Source organism: Streptomyces sp. NPDC056061 (assembly GCF_042266885.1).
Taxonomy (GTDB): Bacteria; Actinomycetota; Actinomycetes; order Streptomycetales; family Streptomycetaceae; genus Streptomyces.
In genome coordinates this window covers 241,402-260,534 of the sequence record NZ_JBHJWQ010000001.1, presented here as the reverse complement: position 1 = coordinate 260,534, position 19,133 = coordinate 241,402, and the positions used below count along the sequence as shown (strand labels likewise).

Below are 19,133 nucleotides of genomic sequence, written 5' to 3'. Positions count from 1 at the left end.
CCGGTGAAGCCTCCCGCCCACAGTCCTACGGCCGCAGCTTGGTGCGGAAGCGCGGCAGCGCCGGGGCGATCGACCAGAGCACCTCGGCCTCGTCCTCGCCGGGGTTGTCCCAGGCGTGCGCGGCGCGGGCCGAGAACGTCGTCGAGTCACCGGCCTCCAGGAACCTGGGCTCGCCGTCCACAGTCAGCCGCAGCGTGCCGCGCACCAGATAGGCGAAGACGGTCTCGGCCTCCAGGCTGTACGCGCCGCCCGAGCCGCCGCCGGGGCTCAGGATCGTCCGCATGACCTGGACGTGCCGTTCCTCGGCGGGCGTGAGGAGGAACTCCTCGATGCCGTGCCCGCCCATCTCCAGCCTGGCGCCCCGGCCGCCCTTGACGACGTCCTGGTCCGGATAGTCGAAGAGCGTGGCGATGCCGGTGCCCAGCGCCTCGCAGATGCGGATCAGGGTCGGGACGGATACCGAGGTCTTGCCGCGTTCGGCGAGGCTGACGAACCCCTTGGTGACACCGGCGGACTCGGCGATCTGCGCGAGCGTCAGCCCCTGTGCCAGGCGCAGTTCGCGCAGCCGCGGGCCGATCGTGGACATGTGGCTGTCAGGGGCTTCGGACATGGCGGACACGCTACCTGTCGCAGGCGTCACGGTCGGTGGCCGGGGAGAACCGCAGGTCGAAAGGGTCTTTACGGGTCGAGTTTAGTGCTGTAAAACTCTGACGAAAGTTTAATGGCGCTAAACAAGGCGTCCTGGTGGCCCTCCCCCGCGCCGCCCCTTTCTCCCCTCCCCCGCTCGTCCCGCACCACCCGAGGAGTAAGCCGATGAGCTCCCCGTCCTCCCAAGAGAGCACCGCGCGCACCGTACGCGGCGTCGTCTTCCGCTCCCCGGGGCAGGAGGTGACCGTCACCGACGTCACCCTGGCCCCGCCCGGCCCCGGAGAGGTCGAGGTCGCCGTCGCCGCGGCCGGCGTCTGCCACTCCGACCTGCACGTCATCCGCGGCGAGTGGGACCACCCCGTCCCGGTCGTGCTGGGGCACGAGGGCTCGGGCGTGGTCACCGCGGTCGGTGAGGGCGTCACCGGCCTCGCACCCGGCGACCACGTCGTGCTCTCCTGGGTCCCGTCCTGCGGTACCTGCCGCTTCTGCCGCTCCGGGCGTCCGGCCGCGTGCGGCCTGGTCGCCGAGGTCGTCGCACCCGGCGGGGTGCTGTACGACGGCACCTCCCGCCTCTCGGTGGACGGCGAACCGGCCCACCACTACCTCGGCGTCTCCTCCTTCGCCGAACGGGTCGTCGTCCCCGCCTCCGGCGCGATCAAGGTGCGCGAGGACGCACCCCTCGACGTGATCGCCCTGGTCGGCTGCGCCATCGCCACCGGTGTCGGCGCGGTCCGCAACACCGCCGGTGTCGAGGCGGGGGCCACCGTGGCCGTCATCGGCTGCGGCGGCGTGGGGCTCTCCTGCGTGCAGGGCGCCCGGCTGGCGAAGGCCGGCCGCATCGTCGCCGTCGACGTCGTCCCGGAGAAGCTGGAGCTGGCCCGCCGGCTCGGCGCCACGGACGCTGTCGACGCCCGCGACGGCGATGTCGTCGAGGCGCTGCGGGCCCTGGTCCCGGAGGGCCTGGACTACGTGTTCGACGCCATCGGGAAGATCGAGACCACCGAGCAGTCCATCGCGGCGCTCGGTCAGGGCGGCGCCGCCGTCATCGTCGGCCTGCCGCCGACCGGCCGCACCGCGCGCTTCGACCCGCTCGCGCTCGCCGAGGCCGACCAGCGCATCCTCGGTTCCAACTACGGATCCGTCGACGCCGCCCGCGACATCCCGGCCCTGGTGGATCTCGTGGTGTCGGGCGAACTCGACGTGGAATCGATGATCTCGGCACGCCGACCGCTGGACGAGGCGGGCGACGCCCTCGCCGACCTCGCCGCCGGCCATGCCCTGCGCCAGCTGCTGATGATGGAGGACCGGACATGAGCACCGCCGGGAAGCAGGCCGCGCCGCAGCAGCCGGCCGACGGACTGGCCCACCGGTCCGTCTCCACCTTCGAGGTCGGCGCGCAGAGCGTCGCCAACGTCGCGCCCAGTGCCGTCATCGCCTTCGCGCCCGCCAGCATGGCGGCGTCCGCGGGCAACGGCGCCTGGTTCTCGTTCTTCCTGGCCATGGCCGCCGTCCTCGCCATCGCGTACTGCATCTGCGTGTTCGCCCGGCGGCGGGCCGGGGTCGGCTCGCTGTACGCGTTCTCCCGGCTCTCGCTCGGGGCGCCCGGCTCCTTCGTCACCGGATGGGCGCTGCTGATCGGGGCGGTGTGCATCGGTTCCGGTTCGCTCGCGGGCGCCGGGTACTACACGGCGCGCGCCCTCGACCAGATCGGCATCGGGATCTTCACCGGGATCACCGGCCAGATCCTGCTCGACGTGCTGCTGGCCGCCGTCGCGATGCGGCTGACGATCGCCAGCGTGCGGACGGCCGCGCGGGTCGCCTCGGTACTGGAGGTCGTGTCGATCGTCCTGATCGTGGTCGTGCTGCTCCCCGCGTTCCTCAAGAGCGGGAACATCATCGACACCGACCAGCTGAGCCTGAGCGGCTCCACCCTCGACGGCATCGTCTTCGCCGTGGTGCTGGGCGTGCTCGGCTTCGTCGGCTTCGAGGGCGCCGCCTCGCTCGGCGCCGAGGCCACCGACCCGTACAAGGCGATTCCCCGCTCGGTGATGGGCAGCGCGATCCTGGCCGGCGTGCTCTACATGTTCGCCACCTACGCGCAGGTCGCCGGGTTCGGCGGGGCGGACGCGCTGGGCCGGAGCTCCGACCCGATGGACGAGCTGGCGGAGATGTCCGGTCTCGGCTTCCTGAAGTTCTTCCTGCACGCGGGCTTCGCGGCCTCGTTCGTGGCCGTGGTGATGGCCTGCATCACCGTCGCCGCCCGGCTGCTGTTCGGCATGGCGAACGAGGGAGTGATGCCGGCCCGGCTCGGTGTCGCCCACCCGCGCCACCGCACCCCGTCCGCCGCGATCTGGACCATCACCCCGTTCGTCGCCGTCCCGGCGGTGCTCGTGGTCGGCGCCGGTACCGCGCCGCTGAACGCGACGTCGTACATCGACACCATCGGCGTCTTCGGCTACATGCTCAGCTACACCCTGGTGTGTCTGGCCGCCCCGCTGTTCGTGCGCCGGATCGGGGCGCGGGGACTGCTCCTCACCTGGGGCCTCGGCCTGATCGGGGCCGCCGCGATGATCTACGTCTTCTACCGCAATCTGTGGCCCGTCCCGGAATGGCCGCTGAACGTGCTGCCGTACGTGTTCGTCGGCGCGCTGGTCGTCGGGGTCGTCGGCTTCGCGGTCCTGCGGGTGCGCAGACCGGAAGTCGCCGAGCGTGCCGGGACGTTCGCCGACGACCTGGACTGACGGCCCGGCAGTCCCCTCCCGGCCCCGATGCCTCGCTCCCCCGCACCCCCGGCGGGCGGTGCGGGGCATCGGCCGTTGGGCCCGACATTGGGGCCAAGGGCCCAGGTCACCCGGCTCGTACACCCGTACGCTCACCTTCACACCCGCATGGACAACTGCGGGTACGGGCAAGGCATGCGGGCGTCGGAGAGGAAGTACCGTGACGAGCGGCGGGGGCTGGCACAGCGGAAGCACGGGCCACATACCACCGGGGAGCGGAGGTGGTTCACCCGGCGCGGGCGGCGGCGTCTTCTTCGCGCTGACGCGCAGTTGGGCCGCCGGTGCCCTCGTCTACATCGCCGCCGGGTACCTGGTGTCGCGTGGGCTCGTCGAGCTGCTCGCCACCGAGGACCGGCTCGCGTCGTTCGGCTGGCGCCTCGGTCTGCTGCACGTGCCGAACGTCATCACGACGGTGCTCACGGTCCTGGCCTCGGTCCGGGTCCTGCCGTACGAGCGCCGCGAGTCCCGGCTGCTGACCCTGCTGGCCGGTCTGGGCGTCCCGGTGGCGGCCGTCGTCTACGGACTCGCCGTCTCCTGGCATCTCGTGGGCATCGAGGGCACGCTGATGCCGATCGTCACGCTGGCGACCGGCTCCGCCGCGGGGCTGGCCGTCCACCGCCTGCTGGAGGACCGCGAGGACGAGCAGTCGCCCGCGACGTACTCGTACAGCTGGCGGGACCGCGGGGCCACCGCGATGGAGTACCTCGGGGTGGTCGTCCTCGTCGTCACGCTGATCGGCGCGATGTCCATGGCGGGCGTCGGGGGCCAGATCGGCGAGCGCATCCGCTGCGTGATCAGCTCGATGGGCGGCGGCGGCAGCTGCTCCACGGGCGGCGGCGGCACCGACACCACCGCGAAGCCGAAGACGGACGCCGACTACGAGCCGAAGATGTGCCAGGTCTCCAGCATCTCCGACACCGTCGGCGGCAAGGTCAAGATCGGCTGGTTCGAGTGGGGCAACGAGTACGGCTTCCAGCAGAAGGTCAGCCAGGCCAACACCGATGTGAACGGTGACGGCAAGGTCGACGGGAACGACAAGCTGGTCTACATGACGTTCACGGACGCCGCCTCGGCCGGCGCCACCGCCAGCACCCCCGGCGTCAAGCTCGGCAAGCTCGGCAAGGCGGACGTCGACGTCGGCGGCGGCATCAAGATCACCAACGGTGACACCTGGGTCTTCAAGAGCGAGGAGGAGGCTCAGAAGATGCGGGACGACATCGAGGAAATGAAGATGTGGGAGACCTCCACCAAGTACAGCGGTGGCTACGGCGGTGGCTGGTACTCCGGCATGAAGTGGGCCGACAAGAAGAAGGACGTCGAGAACAAGATCGGCGACAAGAAGATCTCCTACTCGACGATCGGCCTGAACGGGTACGCGGACGGCGGGCTCTCCATCAGCGCGGGCGACGAGACGAAGCTCGGCGCCAAACTCGGCGGCAAGGCCAAGTTCTCCCCCGAGGTGACCATCGCCAAGGACGACGTCAACGGCAACGAGTCGTACACGTACACCGCCAAGCTCGAACTGGAGGGCAAGGTCAGCGGTTCGGCCGGCCCGCTCGGCGGCCAGGCGTCCGCGAAGGACAACCGGACCGGCGCGCTCACCGTCACCCGCGACCAGAAGACCGGCAAGATCGTCCGCATCGACATGACCCAGACCCATGAGGGCGGCTCGACCGCCAACAAGGGCGACATCAGCGGCGACAACGGCAAGAAGGGCGACGACAAGCGCGGCGGCAAGATCAGCGGCAGCGACTCCTCCGGCGACAGCGGCATCCAGGTCACGTCGAACTCGATCATCTTCGGCAAGGACACGGACCAGGCCACCGAGGACAAGCGCGCCATCGCCGAACAGTGGCTGAGCGGCTCCGGCGACAACACCGCCCCGTTCGAGTACATGTTCGGTGACCGCTCGATGGAGCAGAAGCCCACGAGCGGCGACCCGTTCGACCAGCTGATGTTCCAGGACGGCCTGTCGAGCTCCATGAAGTACCTCGGTGAGACGGATGCCCAGGAGTTCGGCTTCGAGGTCTCGCTCGGCATGAGTCTCGGGCTCTCGATCTCGGACGAGCACAAGAAGGAGACCCTGACGGACGCGGAATTCCTCGGGGCACCGAACGGCGACAAGCGCTCCTACCTCCCGTACAGCTACTGCGCGAAGTAGCTCGGACGGGGACGGGGTAGCCAAAGGTGCGGCCGTGCCTGTAGCTGTAGCAGTAGCTGCGGCCACGGGTACGGCCGCACACGCACGGCTCGCTCACGGCTCACGGCTCACGGCTCACGGCTCACGGCTCACGGCGAGCAAGGCACGACGAAGAAGCGATAGGCAGCGATAGGCGATGACGACGACGATGAAGATGTCCCGGACATTCGGCGCGGTTGCCGCCGCCGCCATCGGTCTCACCCTGCTCACCGGCTGCGGCGAGGACGCCGCCTCGGTCCCGGAGGGCTGGAGCACGCTCGACACCAAGAGCCTCTCCGTCGGCTACCCCGAGAAGAAGGGGTACAAGGAGCAGCCGGCCGCCGACCTCGCGAAGGCGAACGCCGCGGTGGCCCTCAAGGAGGAGGGCGGCGTGCGCACCGGCATGATCTCGGTGCAGCTCGACTTCGCCACGGGCGTGGACGACGCCGACGAGGCCGCTGCCGCGGCAGGTGCCGGCATCGGGCTCGGCACGGTCCGCAAGGAGACCTCGGACGTGCGGCTCGCGGGCGCGGAGGACGCCCGGGACGCCCGCAGGATCGACTACGAGTTCACCTCCAGCGGCAAGGACGACACCCCGTCGCAGGGCACCCCGATGACGGGTGTCGTGGTCGCCGGTGTCGATTCGAAGCACGTCCCCTTCGCCGTCCGGATCAATGCGGTGAAGGGCTCGCTGAGCCGCCAGGACCTCGACGCGTTCGTCGAGTCGATCACGGTCAAGTAGCAGCGGTCGAGGGGCGCTCGTTCATGCAGGTCATCCCCGGGGGCACAGCCACGTTCCTGCTTCTGTTCGGTCTCCTGCTCGGCGCCTTCGCCGTCCGGTCCGCGCTGCGGCTGAACCGGGTGCTGCACCTGGTCCGGCGCGGCGAGCGCGCCGAGGGCCGGTGCGCGGAACGCCGCACGGTCGACCGGGGGCCGGGCGCGGAGCGGAGTTACGTCACCGAGTACGTCTTCGCGTTCCGCACCCGTGACGGCCGGGAGATCGAGTTCACCGACCACGCCCCCGGGCCGTTCGGCTTCGAGGTCGGGGCACCGGTCCGGGTCAGCTACGACCCGTCGGACCCGGCGAAGCACGCCACGGTCGCCGGGCCGGGGGCATGGGGGCCGGCGGTGATGCCCGCGGTGTTCGCCGTCGTGCTCGGGGGGTTCGCGGTGGGGCTGCTGCTGGGGTTCGTGGCGATGCGCGGGTGGATCTGATCGGCGTCCCCGCGGAGTGCTCCGGACCGTCCTGCCCGCGCCGCTACCGGCTCGGCACCTCGCTCCCGAACAGCATCCACGGCGACTGATCGAACGAGGCCACACCGCACAACTGCGGTTGCACGGCCGCTATTTCCTGCCGCACGGCGAGCGTGTCGGGCCAGCTGTCGAAGAACGTCGTCCCGTTGACGACGACCCCGCTCCAGTCGGTCGCCGCAGACGCGCCCTCGCGGTCGACGACGAAGCCGATGCAGAGGACGGAGGCCCGGCCTATCGCCTCCCGGATGGCCCGCGCCGCCATCTCCTGTTCGTCCTGTGCCAACTGCCCGAAGGAGAATTCGAGGGCGACGACGCCGTCCCTCATCCGCCGGATGCGCGCCGGGACGTCGGTCCCGCTGTCCGTCCAGAGCAGGAAGTCGACGTTGTCGATCCGTTGCAGCCCGGCCAGGAGAACCATCTGCTCCCGGGTCACCCAGGACAGGGTGCCCCACGGATCGGGCCCCGACCCGAGCAGCGTCACCCGTCTGGTGACGGGATGACCGAGCCGTAGTCCCGCCGCGTCGAGATCGCCGAAGAGCGATTCGGCGTCCGGGCGGCTCCAGCCGAGGTGGTACGAATAAAAGAAACCGTCGCTCATCGACACATCACCCCATGAAACGGAATCAGGTGGAGCGTGCAGGTCATGGTGCGCGTGGGCATGTCGGACGAGCACCGATGACGGGTGCCCGGTCGGATGTGCTCACGATGGGTCACGTCCGAGCGTAATCAACCCGGCCCGACCAGGCGTGGGCCCACGGACCCAGCGACGGACCCCTTGGGAACAACCCGATGGACCCCCGGCCCCGGCGGCGGACCCATGCGAACATTCCGGTGGACACGCGGTCCCCGATCGCTCATCGTGTACGCCGATGACACGCACCGATTCGCCTCCCGCATGGGACGAGCGCACCCAGTTGGCCACCTTCCTCGACTACGTACGCGACACCGCCCGAGCGAAGTGCGAGGGCGTCTCACCTCAGGACGCACGCCGGGCCCCGCTCCCCGGCTCCCCGTTGATGACGATCGCCGGGCTGATCAACCACCTCAGCTGGGTCGAGTACCACTGGTTCGAGGTGGTGTTCCTCGGCGGCGAGGACGAGGGCCCCTGGACGGACGAGGATCCCGACCGCGAGATGCGCATCGCGGTGGACATGCCGCTCGCCGACGTGCTGGCGCTGTACGAGTCCCGGACCGCCCGCTACCGCGAACTCGTCGCCTCCCACGACCTGGACACACCGGCCGAACGCCCGCGGCGCGACGGCAGGCACCCGGACCTGCGCTGGATCGTCCTGCATCTGATCGAGGAGACCGCCCGGCACAACGGCCACCTGGACCTGATCCGGGAGATCGTCGACGGCACCACCGGCACCTGAACCGTTCGGGGCGGGGCGAGGCGGGGCACCCGCGGGCGCACCCGGTTTCCGTCCCGCCCCGCCCCGATGTGCGACCCGCCCCGATGTGCGCCTTGCGCCGCACCCCGTACCCGCCTCGCTGAGCGCTGTCCCACCAGGGTTTACGGGACACCGCTCAGCCGATCGTCGCGGCCCGGGGCACGATGTGCTCGGCGAGCTGCTGGGTGAAACTGACCGGGTGGCGGTCCGGCAGCACCTGGATCTCTCCGATGCCCAGGCGCGCGTACGCCTCCGCGTCGGCGAGAAAGCGGCCCGGACTGTCCAGCACCGGGCCGTTGTACATCACGGTCTTCTCGATGGCGTCGTAGTCGCGGCCCTCCATCTCGCAGTGCGCGCGCAGCACATCGAGTTTGTGGGTGACCTCCTCCGGTCCGGTGGCGAACAGATTGCAGGCGTCCGCGTACCGGGCGACCAGGCGCAGAGTCTTCCGCTCCCCTCCACCGCCGACCATGATCGGTGGGCGCTCGCCGATCGGCTCGGGGACACACAGCGTCTCGGCGAGCCGGTAGTGGCGGCCCCGGAACGGCCCGTTGTCGTCGCTCCACATCTGCAGACAGATGAGGAGCGTCTCCTCCAATCGCTCGAACCGCTCGGCGACCGGGACCACCGGCACGCCGAGCCCGTACTGCTCCCGCTCGTACCAGGAGGCGCCGATACCGAGCCGGGCCCGGCCGCCGGACAGCACGTCGAGCGTGGTGACGATCTTCGCCAGCAGCCCCGGATGCCGGTACATCACCCCCGTGACCATGAGCCCGAGCGTCATGCGCTCGGTCACCGCGGCCGCGTAGCCGAGCGTGGTGTACCCCTCCAGCATCGGTTCGTCGGCAGTGCTGCCGGGCGTCTCCATCTGGAAGTAGTGGTCCATGACCGTGAAGGAGGCGACCCCGGACCCGTCGGCGATCCGCGCAGACTCCGCGAGTGTGGACGCGATGAGCGCCGGGTCGGCGGGTTGCGAGTAGTTCCAGTAATGCAGACCGATCCTCACGTCCACCCTCCGGTCGTCCGGAACGCCTTCGGTGACCTGCCGGCACCACCGTGCGGCCGTCCGTCACGTGCCCGTCACGTTACGCAGGACGGCACGCAGGGGCACGGCGAGTACGCCCGAGCAGGTCCCCGCGCCACCCCGTGGGCGGAACACCGACCGTCAGGACGAGGCGTCGCCGCTCCGTTCGTCCTCCGGCCGGAACGGTGAGGCCGTCGCTGCCGAAGCGGCCGCTGTGGCCGCCGCAGGTGCCGCAGCCGATGCAGTCGCCGCAGGCACCGTGGCCGATGCAGGCGCCCCGGCCGTCGCAGGCGCCGCAGCCATCGCCGCCAGATGGTCGTCGAGAAGCTCGATCTGCCGTTGCGGCGGGAACGCCCCCGGGTCGAGCAGGGCCTGGACCACCAGCCCGAGCACGAACGCCTGGGCGCCGGCCGCGATGCGGGCGGGGTCTCCGGCGGGCAGCTCCCCGAGCCGCTGGGCCGCCGCGACCAGGTCGCTCAGCTTGTCCCGGCTCCGCGCGTACTTGCGGGCGTAGTCGTCGCTCAGCGCGGGGTCGGCGAGTGCGGTGTCCCAGGAGGACACCCAGATCCGGTTGCTGTCGGTGGCCTCGGCGGTCAGCGGCAGGATGTCCAGCAGCACGGCCCTGAGCGCGGCCAGCCCCTCCCCCGCGACGCGACGGGGACGGGCCGCGGACCGTCGGTCGAGCAGTTCGAGGGCGTGGGCGAGAAGGTCGGACTTGGCGGGGAAGTAGTGGGTGAGCAGGCCGGTGGTGGCGCCGAGCTCGGCGGCGACGGCACGCAGGGTCAGCCCCCCGAAGCCGCGCGCGGCCAGCACCCGCCAGACCGCCTCGGAGACGTCGCGCCGACGGGCTTCGTGATCTCCCTTGGTACGTGGCATGCTGCCACCGTAGTATCCATAACATCTGTTGTGTGAATGCGAGGTCACCGTGCTCTCCCTACCCCTGCGGGGCAATGCCTGTCTCCGCCCGCTCGAGATATGGCACGCCGAGGAGTTCGCCGCCCACATGGACCGGGCGCGCGAGCACATCCGCCCCTGGGTCGGACCGGGCTTCGTCACCGACGACGTGGAGGGCGCTCGGGGCACGCTGCGCCGGTACGCCGAACGCCAGGCCGCGGACGGCGCCCGCCTCTACGGGATCTGGCTCGACGGCACGCTGGTCGGCGGTGTCATGTTCGTCGACTTCGACACGGGTTTCGGCCAGTGCGAGATCGGCTGCTGGCTGGAGCCCGCCGCCGAGGGCCGCGGCCTGATCACCGAAGCCTGCGAGGCGCTTCTGGAGTGGGCGTTCGCCGTCCGCGGTCTGCACCGCGCCGAATGGCAGTGCCGAGCCGACAACCAGCGCAGTTCCGCGGTGGCCGAACGGCTCGGCATGACGCTCGAAGGTGTCCGACGCGAGTACTGGCCCTACGGCGGCGCCCGTCACGACAAGCAGATCTGGGCCGTCCTGGCCCCGGAGTGGCACGCCCGCCGCCAGTGACCGGCGGCGGAGGGACGCTTCGTCATCGGCGGCCGCAGGACGCTCCGGCGGATGACCGGCGATTCGAGGCCGGGAAGGCGGACCCACCTGCCTCGACGACGTCGGCCCGGCCCCGCGAGACGTACTCGCGAGGGCCGGGCCGACGCACAACTGGCGAATGACTCAGGAAGAGCCGCCGCCGCGCGGGAAGGAGACCTCCACGCGCCGGTTCTTCTTGCGTCCCTCCTCCGTCGCGTTGCTCGCGACCGGGTACTGCTCGCCGTATCCCCGGATGTCGAAGGTGACAGTCGAGCCCAGGTCCTTGACCAGCACCGACTGCACCGCGTTGGCGCGCTGCTTGGACAGCACGTCGCCGTGGGCCGCCGAGCCGAGGTTGTCCGTGAAGCCGAAGACGCGCACCTTGGTGGCGTTCTGCTTCTTGATCTCGGCAGCGATGGCCGCGATCCGGGCATTGGCCGCAGGGCTCAGCTTGGCGCTGTCCTTGCCGAACAGAACCTCCGCTTGGAGCGCGAACTTGACGTTCGCGTTGCTGTCCTCGCGACGCTCGTCACCGCCCTCGTCCTCTATCACCTGGACGATGTCGAGAACCTTCGCGGGGGCGAGGGTGCCGCCCTCGGGCATCTTCAGATCGGGGTCGTTCGGATCGAGCTGGACGGACGGAACCGACGAGGCCTCGGTGCCCGGAGGCACGGTGGGTCCCTCGTCGGCAACGGCGTTCGATGCCCCCAGCACGGTGACGCTCGCCATCAGCAGGGCTGCCGCGACTGCCTGCCCCGCGACATGCGGTGGCCTGCGCCGGGTACGGGTGTGAGTCATGGCGGCCGTCACCCGGAGATCTTCAGCGAGGTGGTGGCGAAGGTCGGCAACATGAAGTCGACCTCGGTGGTGGTGGCCGGGGGCGCCGGAAACTGCATGAAGACGGGAGTCGAGCCACCGGGTTGGAGCGGGAGGATGCCCGTGGTGCAAAGGCAACGTCCTTCTGTGTCCCTAAGCACGTAGTACCGCTTCTTGCCCGCCTTGTCGATCAGCGCCGCACCCGCGACGGAGTTGGGGTTCTTCGTCACGAGCAACGACTCGGAACCTGCCCAACCACTGGTGGGTTGGCGCTCGCTGCTGCCGTTCTTGACCTCGCCCTGCACCGTGACGAAGCCGCCGGAGTCCCGCTTCACCTGATTGATGACGAGCGTGATCCCGCGCTGCCCCCTGACCTCGGCCAGCTTCACATTCGGGTCCACGTTGTCCCCGGCAGCGGTGTCCTCCTGCTTCTCGCCCTTGTCTTCCTCTGTGGGCTTGGAAGGTTCGGAGGACCCGGAGGACGGCGATGAACCGGCGTCGTTCTGTTTTCCGCCGTCATCCGTGCCGCAGCCGCTGACGGCGAAGGCCAATGCCGCCGTCAGCGAGACGGCTGCCGCTGTCCTTCGGGACAACGTGGAACGCCGAATGCTCATGGGTTCTGATTCCTTTACTCGTGATTCGCTGTCAATTGTCGACCAGATGCACGTCGTAGAGAATCTTGCTCACCTGGGACCAGGGCGGAGGGCTGCTGGGCCTGATTTCGAGGAAGTCACTACCGCACGTGAAGAAGAAGATGTCCCGAATGCTGTCCTCATTGAGGTCCACAGACGTCCACGAGCAACGGAACTCGATCACGGCCGTTGCTTTGGCCTTGGCGTACGTCTGTTTCGAACCGGGGAGCACCGGCGAATCCACCTTGTTCCGCCCGTCTACCTCCACCTGGATCCGGTCGCGGTAACCACCGGGAATCGGGAGGCAGTTACGGACATCCGCCTTGTTCGCGTCGGCAAGGCCCTGAGCCGCGGAGCAGCCCCCTACGGGGTGGCTCTGCAGGTAGGCATCGAGCAGGTCTTCCGGGAGCGAGGCAAGAAACGGAGCCTCGAACTCATCACGCGCCTGCCGCGCCGCTGCCAGGGCTGCGGCATCCGCCGCCCCCTGGGCTCCATTACGCAAGGCCGACGCCTTGCCGACGGCAAAGAATGCGAACACGAGGAAGAGCAGGCCCGCCACCATCACTACATAGATGGGGAAGGCCTGCCCTGCATCGCGACGAAGGCGACCGATCATCAGCCGGCGGTGATGGAGTCCACGAGGCCGGAGATCCGGTCCGAGATCGCGCCACCGATACCCGTGGCGACGATCGCGCCGATGATCGCCACGACCACCAGGATGATGCCCAGGTACTCGAACGCGGTCTGGCCGCGGTCCTTGGCCTCGTAGCGCTTCTGGATCGCGCTGACCGCCGTGTTGGCCCAACCGTTGACGCGGACGGCGGTCTTCAGGGTGATGTTCGACATGGTGTTCCCCTCCGGGTTCGGCCGACCGGTGGTCGGCCGACTCGCACGTTTCTTGGGCGTCGCCGACGGATCCGGCTTCCTCCTGGCCGGAGCCGTCGGCGACATGAGAAACATACGGTCGAGAACCCTGCTCACCGGAGGGTCCCAGGGCCCATTCCCGGGCCCAAACGGCCGGCTGGGTCTCGGCGGGCGCGTGCTGGGCCCCACGCCCCACGCGCGCCACCACGGTCCCGGCGCTGTTCTCGCTGTTGTTCGCGCTCCCCTGCTCAGCCACGGCGACCACCGGCCCCACGCGCCCCGGGTCCTCCCACCGGAGCCGTGCCGAGCCAGCGGGCGATGGCCTCGCTGCGGCTTGTGCTGTGCAGCTTGGTGAAGATGCGGTTGATGTGGTTCTTGACCGTCTTCTCGCTGATGAAGCAGGTGGCGGCGATCTGCTGATTGCTCATTCCGGACGCGATCAGCTCCATGACCTCCGCCTCCCGCGAACTCAGCCCGAACTGCTGCCTGTTGAGGGACGTACCCGACCCCCCAGTCATGGAAGACTGTGCCACAACCGGTTGCAGATGCGAAAGACCCTGAGCGGATCGACCTGCTCGCGTCGCAGGTGGAGCGGGTTCCGACTCGGGTGTGTGTGCAGGCGCACCGTGTTGTCCGACGAAAGCCGGTGAATGTCCGTCGTAGCCGGAGCCCTGGTAGGGAACGCCCGTGGTCAGGGCCGTTCCGAGCCCCTCCGGAAGCGGTTGCCCGTGCGGCGCCGGGCCCCGACGCATGTGGGCCAGGAGGGCGTTGGCGGCGGTGGCGGTGAAGTGGGCCCGCCCGTCCTTGGTGTCGCGGACGGCCTGCACCAGTTGGTCGGCGGTGAATTCGCCGTGGACCAGGTAGCCGCTCGCGCCCAGGCGCAGCGCCTCGTGGACGATCTCGTTCTCGCGGCTGTAGGTGAGCATCATGACCGGGGCCACCTGCACGAGGTGCGGCAGCGCGGAGATGCCGTCGACGCCGGGCATGCGCACGTCGAGCAGGACGACGTCCGGGCGGTGATGCATGGCCATCTCGTATGCCTGGCGCCCGTCCACGGCCTCGGCCACGACGTCGATGTCGTCACGCCCGGAAAGCAGGACGCCCAGGCCCGCCCGGACCACGGGGTTGTCGTCGGCGACGACGACCCGCAGGGCACCGGCGGCCGGTGCGGGCGGTGGCGCGGGGAAGGAGGGCATGGACTCGGATGCCGCGGACTGCGGGGAGACGGGGGCGGGGACCGGGAGCGCGCTGGCGCCGGTCTCCGAGGTGAACGGTGTGACGTGCGGGGACGTGTGCTGGGAGGCGTGGTTCCGTGCCGACCAGTTCTGGCCCGACGCGCGGGAGACGTCGTCCGGCATCTGCGACCTCCTCTCAAGGGTTCTATGGGGGGTGAGGGTGGGTTTCGGTTCGGTCGGTGTGGTTGCCGTTCCGTTCGGGTGGCTGTTCATCCTGGTTGTTGCGCCGGGGCGGCGTCGAGAGCAGCGATCGGGAGTTCCAGGCGCACCTCGGTGCCCTTGGCCGCCTGGCCCCTTCCGATGCGTATGCGGGCGCCGATGGACGCGGCGCGTTCGACCATGCCGACGAGACCGAAGTGGCCGGCCCGCCGGAGGTCGTCGAGGGTGACGTCGGCGGGCAGACCGCAGCCGTCGTCGTAGACGCTCACGCGCAGGACGTCGCCCTTCACGCCTGCCAGCACGACGAGGTAGGTGGGCCGGGCGTGGCGGTGGGCGTTCTCCATCGCCTCGGAGGCGACGGTGAGCAACTGGCGTGCGACCGCCTGGGGGACCGTCGGGACGGGAATCTCGTTGTACAGGCGGAAGGTGGCCGTGAGGCCGTGGCGGCGGGTGAAGTCGTCGGTGCGGGCGCGGAGCTCGCCGACCACGTCCACACCCCCGTCGAGTCCGGACTCGCGGCGCAGGTCGGAGAGGAGTTCACGGGATTCGGCGGCGGCCCGGCGGGCCGCGCGGGCCACCAGTTCGGCCTGGTGTCTGACGGTGAGCGGGTCCATGCGGTCGGACGACGCGGCCAGTCCGTCGGCGGCCAGGGCCAGTCCGTGCAGGGTCTTGGCGACGGAGTCGTGCATCTCCCGGGCGAGCCGGGTGCGTTCGCCCTCCACGGCCTCGCTGACGGCGAGCCGGGCCCGGGTCTCGGTGAGTGCCTGGCTGGCCTTTCCGAAGCGGAGGAGCAGATTGCGCAGGGTGACGCCGACGGCGCCCGCGATCATGCAGAAGCCGGGAAGGAGGAGCGCGGTGGAGTCGGCGGGGTGCAGCTTCGGGTCGGTGGCGTACACGCCGAGGACGATGACCGTCTGGAGCGCGGCGAAGACCGCCGCACCCCGCCAGCTGGAGACGAGGCCGGCCAGCAGCGGGGTGCACACGGTGACGTAGGCGAGCGTGGATTCGGGCGTGGCGGTGACCAGCAGCAGGGCACCGAAGAAGGCGTCGATGCCGAGCAGCCAGGGGTGGCGCAGGAGGACGGGGCCGAAGCGTTCCCAGTCGCGGAACAGCACATAGCTGCCCATGAACGTGACGAGGATCGCCGCGCCGATCAGCCAGGTGGCGAGTCCCTCCGCGGTGTGGCCGATCGCGAACGGGGTGGCCATGGCGATCATGGCGATCCGGAAGCCGAAGACCTGCCGGCACATCGCCTGGAGTGCGTTGAGCTGGATGGCGAAGGCCGGGCGCGAGCCGGGATCGGCTATCGCCTGGCGGATCTCCGCGTCCAGTCCGGTCTGGGCACTGCCGAGTGGGAAGGACATGAGCCTGTCACCTCCTCCACCATTCGCCGCCCGTTGCCCGCGCCGTTCACGTCATCCGCCCGACAGGAAGCTGAAGTCGACGTTGGCTCCGTAGATGAAGCCGACCGTGAGCAGTACGAGGGTTCCGGGGAGCAGGAAGGTGGTGACCGCGAAGGTTGCCTTGGGGACGGCCCTGGCGGCCTTTCGGCGCGCGTTCTGGGCGTCGGTGCGCCTCATGTCGTTGGCGATCTGGATCAGCGTCTCGACGATCGGCGCACCGAGCTCCTCACCCTGCTGGAGGGTGGTCACGAACATCGCGACCTGTTCCGAGTCGTTGCGCTTGCGCAGCTGGTCGAAGGCCTCACGACGGCTGACGCCCATGTCCATCTGGCGGAGTGTGATGCGGAGTTCGTCGGCCCAGGGGCCCTCGTACTTCTCGGCCACCCGCCCGAGCGCCTGACGGAAGCCGAGGCCGGCCGAGACGACGACGGCGAGGACGTCGAGGAAGTCGGGGAGCGTCCTGTCGATGTGGTCCCGGCGGACGCGCACCGCGGACCAGATGCCGACCTCGACCCAGAACAGACCGAAGGCGATCAGTACCAGGGCCAGGAAGATCTGTCCGCGCATGAGCATGGTGAAGGCACCGAGCGCGCCGAGACCGCCGTAGACGGCGCGCCTGGCGGCGTAGCGGTCGATGGTCAGACCGCCCGGGTTGCCGGCCAGGTCGATCTGGCGGCGCTTCTTGTTGACGGCCTTGGGGCCCATCATCCGCAGGATCGCGGGGGCCCAGCGCATGCCGAGGCGGTCGATTCCGGAGCCGACCGCGCTGGTGCGGGTGGAGCCGACTTCCAGGGCGATCGCGAGGTCGCCGGGCAGCTTGGCGTCGCGCCGGTACATGCGGATGCCGGCGATGACCCCGTAGACCGCGAGGCCCATCAGGCCGGCGAGCAGCAGATCCATGTGTCCCCCGCTCATCAGACGTCGATCCGGGACAGGCGGCGGATCACAACGAATCCGAGCGTGTACAGGGCGATGGAGATGACCACCGCGACCTGGCCGATGAAGGCACCGGTCATGCGGTCGAGTGCTCCGGGCATCACCGCGTTCATCAGGAGCATGGCGCCCAGACCGAATATCGGGACGGCGTAGGCGGTGACGGTCACCTGGGACAGCTGGGTCTTGACCTCACGTCGGGTCTCCTTGCGCTCCTCCAGCGTCTCGGTGAGGTTGCGCAGGGAGCTGACGACCGTACCGCCGGCCCGGTTGGAGAGGACGAGGGTGGTGATGAGGACGACGAGTTCGCGGGAGGGCAGCCGGTCGGTCAGCTCGCTCAACGCGTCGTCGAGGGTCTCGCCGACGGCGAGTCGGCGGGAGACCCGTGCCAGTTCCTCGCCTGCCGGGTCCTCCATCTCGTCGGCCGCCATGGCGATGGAGGTACGCAGTGCGAGGCCCGCCTGGGTGGCATTGGCGAGGATGCGCGCGAGCTCGGGGAGCTGGTTGATGAAGCGTTCGGTGCGCTTGGTGCGCTGCCAGTTGAGGTAGGCGTTGGCGCCCCAGAGGCCGATGAGGGCGGCGACCGGTCCGAAGAAGCTGGCGAGCATGGACGAGGCGATCATCCACAGGGCGGCCATGGCGAGCACCGCGTAGACGACGAACTCGCCCGGGGTGATGTCCAGGCCGGTGGCGGCGAGCTTCAGTTCGACCTTCCGGCCGAGCGCCGTGTTGCGCAGCCATCTGTCGAAGCCCCGGAAGCGACGGTGGCGTCCGGTCTCGGTGACGTTGCCGGTGTGCGAGAGGCGGTCCACCAGGGCGTCCCGGTCGGCCTTGCCGCCGGAGTAGGCGTGCAGGCCGACGACACCCGTGACACCGGCGAGCAGCGTCACGCCGATCGTGAGAAGAGGAAGATTGGTCATGGCTCGGTACCTAGTTGGCCTCTCGGGTGGCGAGCTGTTCGGCGGACTCGGCGATCCCGAATGCCTGCGGGATCGGCTGGCTGGCCATGTAGAGGCGCTCGGCGATCTTGCGCGGGATCGGGAGGTAGTTGAAGACGCCGTTGATCCGTCCTTCGGCGTCCATCGGCTCGGCGTCGAACCTGGCGACGGTCACGATGCGGTAGGGATCACGGCCGTGCGAGTCGAGGACGGCGATCTCGGTGATCTTGCGGGAGCCGTCGGCATGCCGGGTGAGCTGGACGATGACGTCGACGGCGCTGTTGATCTGGTCGTGCAGGGCCTCGAAGGGGATCTTGATCTCGGACATCGACGCCAGGGTCTGCAGACGCATCAGCGCGTCCTCGGCGTTGTTGGCGTGGACGGTGGCGAGCGAGCCGTCGTGACCGGTGGACATCGCCTGGAGCATGTCGAGCGACTCGCCGCCACGGACCTCACCGACGACGATGCGGTCGGGGCGCATACGCAGGGAGTTGCGGACCAGGTCGCGGATGGTGATCTGGCCCTTGCCCTCGACGTTCGCCGGACGGGACTCCAGCCGGATCACGTGGCTCTGCTGGAGCTGGAGTTCTGCGGAGTCCTCGATGGTGACGATGCGCTCGCTGTTCGGAATGAGGCCGGAGAGCGCGTTGAGGAGCGTGGTCTTGCCGGTGCCGGTGGCGCCGGAGACGATGACGTTGAGCTTCGCCTGGACGAACCCGGAGAGCAGGATCAGCATCTGCTCGTCGAGCGATCCGACGTTGATCATTTCCTGGAGCGTGAACGCCCGGGGGAACCGTCGGATGGTGAGCGTCGCTCCGGTCAGGGAGAGCGGCGGGATGATCACGTTGACACGTTCGCCGCTGGGCAGTCGCGCGTCGACCATGGGGTTCTGCTCGTCGACACGGCGGTTGACGGTCGACACGATGCGCTCGATGGTCTGCATGAGCTGCTCGTGCGAGCCGAAGCGCATCGGGAGCTGTTCGACCTTGCCGCTGCGCTCGACGAAGATCTGGTCCGGTCCGTTCACCATGATCTCGGTGATGGACGCGTCCTCCAGGAGTGGTTCCAGGATGCCCAGGCCGAGCGCCTCGTCGACGACCCGGCGGATCAGCTGGGTGCGTTCGACGGTGGAGAGGACCGGCCCCTCGCGGCTGATGATGTGGCTGAGGACGCGCTCCAGCCTCGCCCGCCGGTCTGCGGCGGCGAGCGAGGACATCTCCGCCAGGTCGATCTCTTCGAGCAGCTTGGCGCGGAAGACGGCGACCATGTGGCCGTCCTCCCGCCCCCCGCCGTTCTTCTCGGGGGCGCTCATACGTGCCCGCAGACTCATGCGTAACTCCTCGTTCCCACTTGCTTGTCGAGCCGCCGGCCGGCAGCGGTGC

The 19,133-nt window shown here is 69.6% G+C and carries 19 protein-coding genes and 1 pseudogene; 7 read left to right on the top strand and 13 right to left on the bottom strand.

Features of this window, described 5'->3' with window-relative positions:
• Nucleotides 1–25 precede the first annotated feature (25 nt).
• The gene (locus ACFC79_RS01215) at nt 26–610 is read right to left on the bottom strand and encodes a helix-turn-helix domain-containing protein (protein WP_376233526.1); all 585 of its coding nucleotides are present in this window, start codon (nt 608–610) and stop codon (nt 26–28) included.
• 203 nt (nt 611–813) lie between these two features.
• Here ACFC79_RS01215 and ACFC79_RS01210 point away from each other — a divergent pair, with 203 nt between their 5' ends.
• From ACFC79_RS01210 to ACFC79_RS01190, 5 genes are all read left to right on the top strand, one after another.
• On the top strand, nt 814–1,962 hold the full coding sequence (locus ACFC79_RS01210; protein WP_376233523.1) for a Zn-dependent alcohol dehydrogenase: 1,149 nt from the start codon (nt 814–816) through the stop codon (nt 1,960–1,962).
• Nucleotides 1,959–3,389: an APC family permease gene (locus ACFC79_RS01205; RefSeq protein ID WP_376233521.1), complete on the top strand. Its 1,431-nt coding sequence runs from the start codon at nt 1,959–1,961 to the stop codon at nt 3,387–3,389. The genes ACFC79_RS01210 and ACFC79_RS01205 overlap by 4 nt, the downstream gene beginning before the upstream one ends.
• 199 nt (nt 3,390–3,588) lie before the next feature.
• The gene (locus ACFC79_RS01200) at nt 3,589–5,589 is read left to right on the top strand and encodes a hypothetical protein (protein WP_376233519.1); all 2,001 of its coding nucleotides are present in this window, start codon (nt 3,589–3,591) and stop codon (nt 5,587–5,589) included.
• A 193-nt stretch (nt 5,590–5,782) separates the two neighbouring features.
• A complete protein-coding gene (locus ACFC79_RS01195) occupies nt 5,783–6,349 on the top strand; it encodes a hypothetical protein (RefSeq protein WP_376234868.1) in 567 nt (188 codons plus the stop codon).
• A 23-nt stretch (nt 6,350–6,372) separates the two neighbouring features.
• The gene (locus ACFC79_RS01190; protein WP_376233518.1) at nt 6,373–6,822 is read left to right on the top strand and encodes a DUF3592 domain-containing protein; all 450 of its coding nucleotides are present in this window, start codon (nt 6,373–6,375) and stop codon (nt 6,820–6,822) included.
• A 43-nt stretch (nt 6,823–6,865) separates the two neighbouring features.
• On the opposite strand, the gene ACFC79_RS01185 is transcribed toward ACFC79_RS01190, so the two are convergent.
• Nucleotides 6,866–7,459 (bottom strand): hypothetical protein, encoded by a 594-nt coding sequence (locus ACFC79_RS01185; RefSeq protein WP_376233515.1) that lies wholly within the window; start codon nt 7,457–7,459, stop codon nt 6,866–6,868.
• A 271-nt stretch (nt 7,460–7,730) separates the two neighbouring features.
• Here ACFC79_RS01185 and ACFC79_RS01180 point away from each other — a divergent pair, with 271 nt between their 5' ends.
• Entirely contained in the window at nt 7,731–8,234 is a 504-nt protein-coding gene (locus tag ACFC79_RS01180; protein WP_376233514.1) for a DinB family protein, read from the top strand.
• Between the two features lie 154 nt (nt 8,235–8,388).
• On the opposite strand, the gene ACFC79_RS01175 is transcribed toward ACFC79_RS01180, so the two are convergent.
• Together ACFC79_RS01175 and ACFC79_RS01170 are read right to left on the bottom strand one after the other, a co-directional pair.
• On the bottom strand, nt 8,389–9,258 hold the full coding sequence (locus ACFC79_RS01175) for an LLM class F420-dependent oxidoreductase (RefSeq protein ID WP_376233513.1): 870 nt from the start codon (nt 9,256–9,258) through the stop codon (nt 8,389–8,391).
• A 312-nt stretch (nt 9,259–9,570) separates the two neighbouring features.
• Nucleotides 9,571–10,152, bottom strand: a pseudogene (locus ACFC79_RS01170) (TetR/AcrR family transcriptional regulator); the annotation flags it as partial.
• 49 nt (nt 10,153–10,201) lie between these two features.
• On the opposite strand from ACFC79_RS01170, the gene ACFC79_RS01165 reads away from it, so the two are divergent.
• Nucleotides 10,202–10,753 carry a GNAT family N-acetyltransferase gene (locus tag ACFC79_RS01165; protein WP_376233510.1) on the top strand — a complete coding sequence of 184 codons (552 nt, stop codon included), beginning with the start codon at nt 10,202–10,204 and terminating at the stop codon, nt 10,751–10,753.
• Between the two features lie 162 nt (nt 10,754–10,915).
• On the opposite strand, the gene ACFC79_RS01160 is transcribed toward ACFC79_RS01165, so the two are convergent.
• From ACFC79_RS01160 to ACFC79_RS01120, 9 genes are all read right to left on the bottom strand, one after another.
• Nucleotides 10,916–11,569 (bottom strand): OmpA family protein, encoded by a 654-nt coding sequence (locus ACFC79_RS01160; RefSeq protein ID WP_376233507.1) that lies wholly within the window; start codon nt 11,567–11,569, stop codon nt 10,916–10,918.
• An 8-nt stretch (nt 11,570–11,577) separates the two neighbouring features.
• Nucleotides 11,578–12,201: a hypothetical protein gene (locus ACFC79_RS01155; RefSeq protein ID WP_376233504.1), complete on the bottom strand. Its 624-nt coding sequence runs from the start codon at nt 12,199–12,201 to the stop codon at nt 11,578–11,580.
• A 31-nt stretch (nt 12,202–12,232) separates the two neighbouring features.
• Nucleotides 12,233–12,835: a pilus assembly protein TadG-related protein gene (locus tag ACFC79_RS01150; protein ID WP_376233501.1), complete on the bottom strand. Its 603-nt coding sequence runs from the start codon at nt 12,833–12,835 to the stop codon at nt 12,233–12,235.
• Complete coding sequence (locus ACFC79_RS01145; RefSeq protein ID WP_376233498.1) at nt 12,835–13,065, bottom strand: hypothetical protein; 231 nt, start codon at nt 13,063–13,065, stop codon at nt 12,835–12,837. The genes ACFC79_RS01150 and ACFC79_RS01145 overlap by 1 nt, the downstream gene beginning before the upstream one ends.
• Nucleotides 13,066–13,331: 266 nt before the next feature.
• Nucleotides 13,332–14,441, bottom strand: a complete 1,110-nt coding sequence (locus ACFC79_RS01140; protein ID WP_376233496.1) for a response regulator — start codon at nt 14,439–14,441, stop codon at nt 13,332–13,334.
• An 86-nt stretch (nt 14,442–14,527) separates the two neighbouring features.
• Nucleotides 14,528–15,841 carry a sensor histidine kinase gene (locus tag ACFC79_RS01135; RefSeq protein ID WP_376233493.1) on the bottom strand — a complete coding sequence of 438 codons (1,314 nt, stop codon included), beginning with the start codon at nt 15,839–15,841 and terminating at the stop codon, nt 14,528–14,530.
• Nucleotides 15,842–15,892: 51 nt separating this feature from the next.
• On the bottom strand, nt 15,893–16,780 hold the full coding sequence (locus ACFC79_RS01130; protein WP_376234866.1) for a DUF5936 domain-containing protein: 888 nt from the start codon (nt 16,778–16,780) through the stop codon (nt 15,893–15,895).
• 14 nt (nt 16,781–16,794) lie between these two features.
• Nucleotides 16,795–17,733: a type II secretion system F family protein gene (locus tag ACFC79_RS01125; protein ID WP_376233491.1), complete on the bottom strand. Its 939-nt coding sequence runs from the start codon at nt 17,731–17,733 to the stop codon at nt 16,795–16,797.
• Nucleotides 17,734–17,743: 10 nt separating this feature from the next.
• The gene (locus ACFC79_RS01120) at nt 17,744–19,081 is read right to left on the bottom strand and encodes a CpaF family protein (protein ID WP_376233489.1); all 1,338 of its coding nucleotides are present in this window, start codon (nt 19,079–19,081) and stop codon (nt 17,744–17,746) included.
• Between the last annotated feature and the right edge of the window lie 52 nt (nt 19,082–19,133).

Coding starts and splice junctions, on each gene's coding strand:
- ACFC79_RS01130 (WP_376234866.1), bottom strand. CDS start 16,780: ATGGATCTGCTGCTCGCCGGCCTGATGGGCCTCGCGGTCTACGGGGTC.
- ACFC79_RS01190 (WP_376233518.1), top strand. CDS start 6,373: ATGCAGGTCATCCCCGGGGGCACAGCCACGTTCCTGCTTCTGTTCGGT.
- ACFC79_RS01145 (WP_376233498.1), bottom strand. CDS start 13,065: ATGTCGAACATCACCCTGAAGACCGCCGTCCGCGTCAACGGTTGGGCC.
- ACFC79_RS01150 (WP_376233501.1), bottom strand. CDS start 12,835: ATGATCGGTCGCCTTCGTCGCGATGCAGGGCAGGCCTTCCCCATCTAT.
- ACFC79_RS01180 (WP_376233514.1), top strand. CDS start 7,731: ATGACACGCACCGATTCGCCTCCCGCATGGGACGAGCGCACCCAGTTG.
- ACFC79_RS01125 (WP_376233491.1), bottom strand. CDS start 17,733: ATGACCAATCTTCCTCTTCTCACGATCGGCGTGACGCTGCTCGCCGGT.
- ACFC79_RS01160 (WP_376233507.1), bottom strand. CDS start 11,569: ATGACTCACACCCGTACCCGGCGCAGGCCACCGCATGTCGCGGGGCAG.
- ACFC79_RS01135 (WP_376233493.1), bottom strand. CDS start 15,841: ATGTCCTTCCCACTCGGCAGTGCCCAGACCGGACTGGACGCGGAGATC.
- ACFC79_RS01155 (WP_376233504.1), bottom strand. CDS start 12,201: ATGAGCATTCGGCGTTCCACGTTGTCCCGAAGGACAGCGGCAGCCGTC.
- ACFC79_RS01205 (WP_376233521.1), top strand. CDS start 1,959: ATGAGCACCGCCGGGAAGCAGGCCGCGCCGCAGCAGCCGGCCGACGGA.
- ACFC79_RS01195 (WP_376234868.1), top strand. CDS start 5,783: ATGTCCCGGACATTCGGCGCGGTTGCCGCCGCCGCCATCGGTCTCACC.
- ACFC79_RS01215 (WP_376233526.1), bottom strand. CDS start 610: ATGTCCGAAGCCCCTGACAGCCACATGTCCACGATCGGCCCGCGGCTG.
- ACFC79_RS01140 (WP_376233496.1), bottom strand. CDS start 14,441: ATGCCGGACGACGTCTCCCGCGCGTCGGGCCAGAACTGGTCGGCACGG.
- ACFC79_RS01210 (WP_376233523.1), top strand. CDS start 814: ATGAGCTCCCCGTCCTCCCAAGAGAGCACCGCGCGCACCGTACGCGGC.
- ACFC79_RS01120 (WP_376233489.1), bottom strand. CDS start 19,081: ATGAGTCTGCGGGCACGTATGAGCGCCCCCGAGAAGAACGGCGGGGGG.
- ACFC79_RS01185 (WP_376233515.1), bottom strand. CDS start 7,459: ATGAGCGACGGTTTCTTTTATTCGTACCACCTCGGCTGGAGCCGCCCG.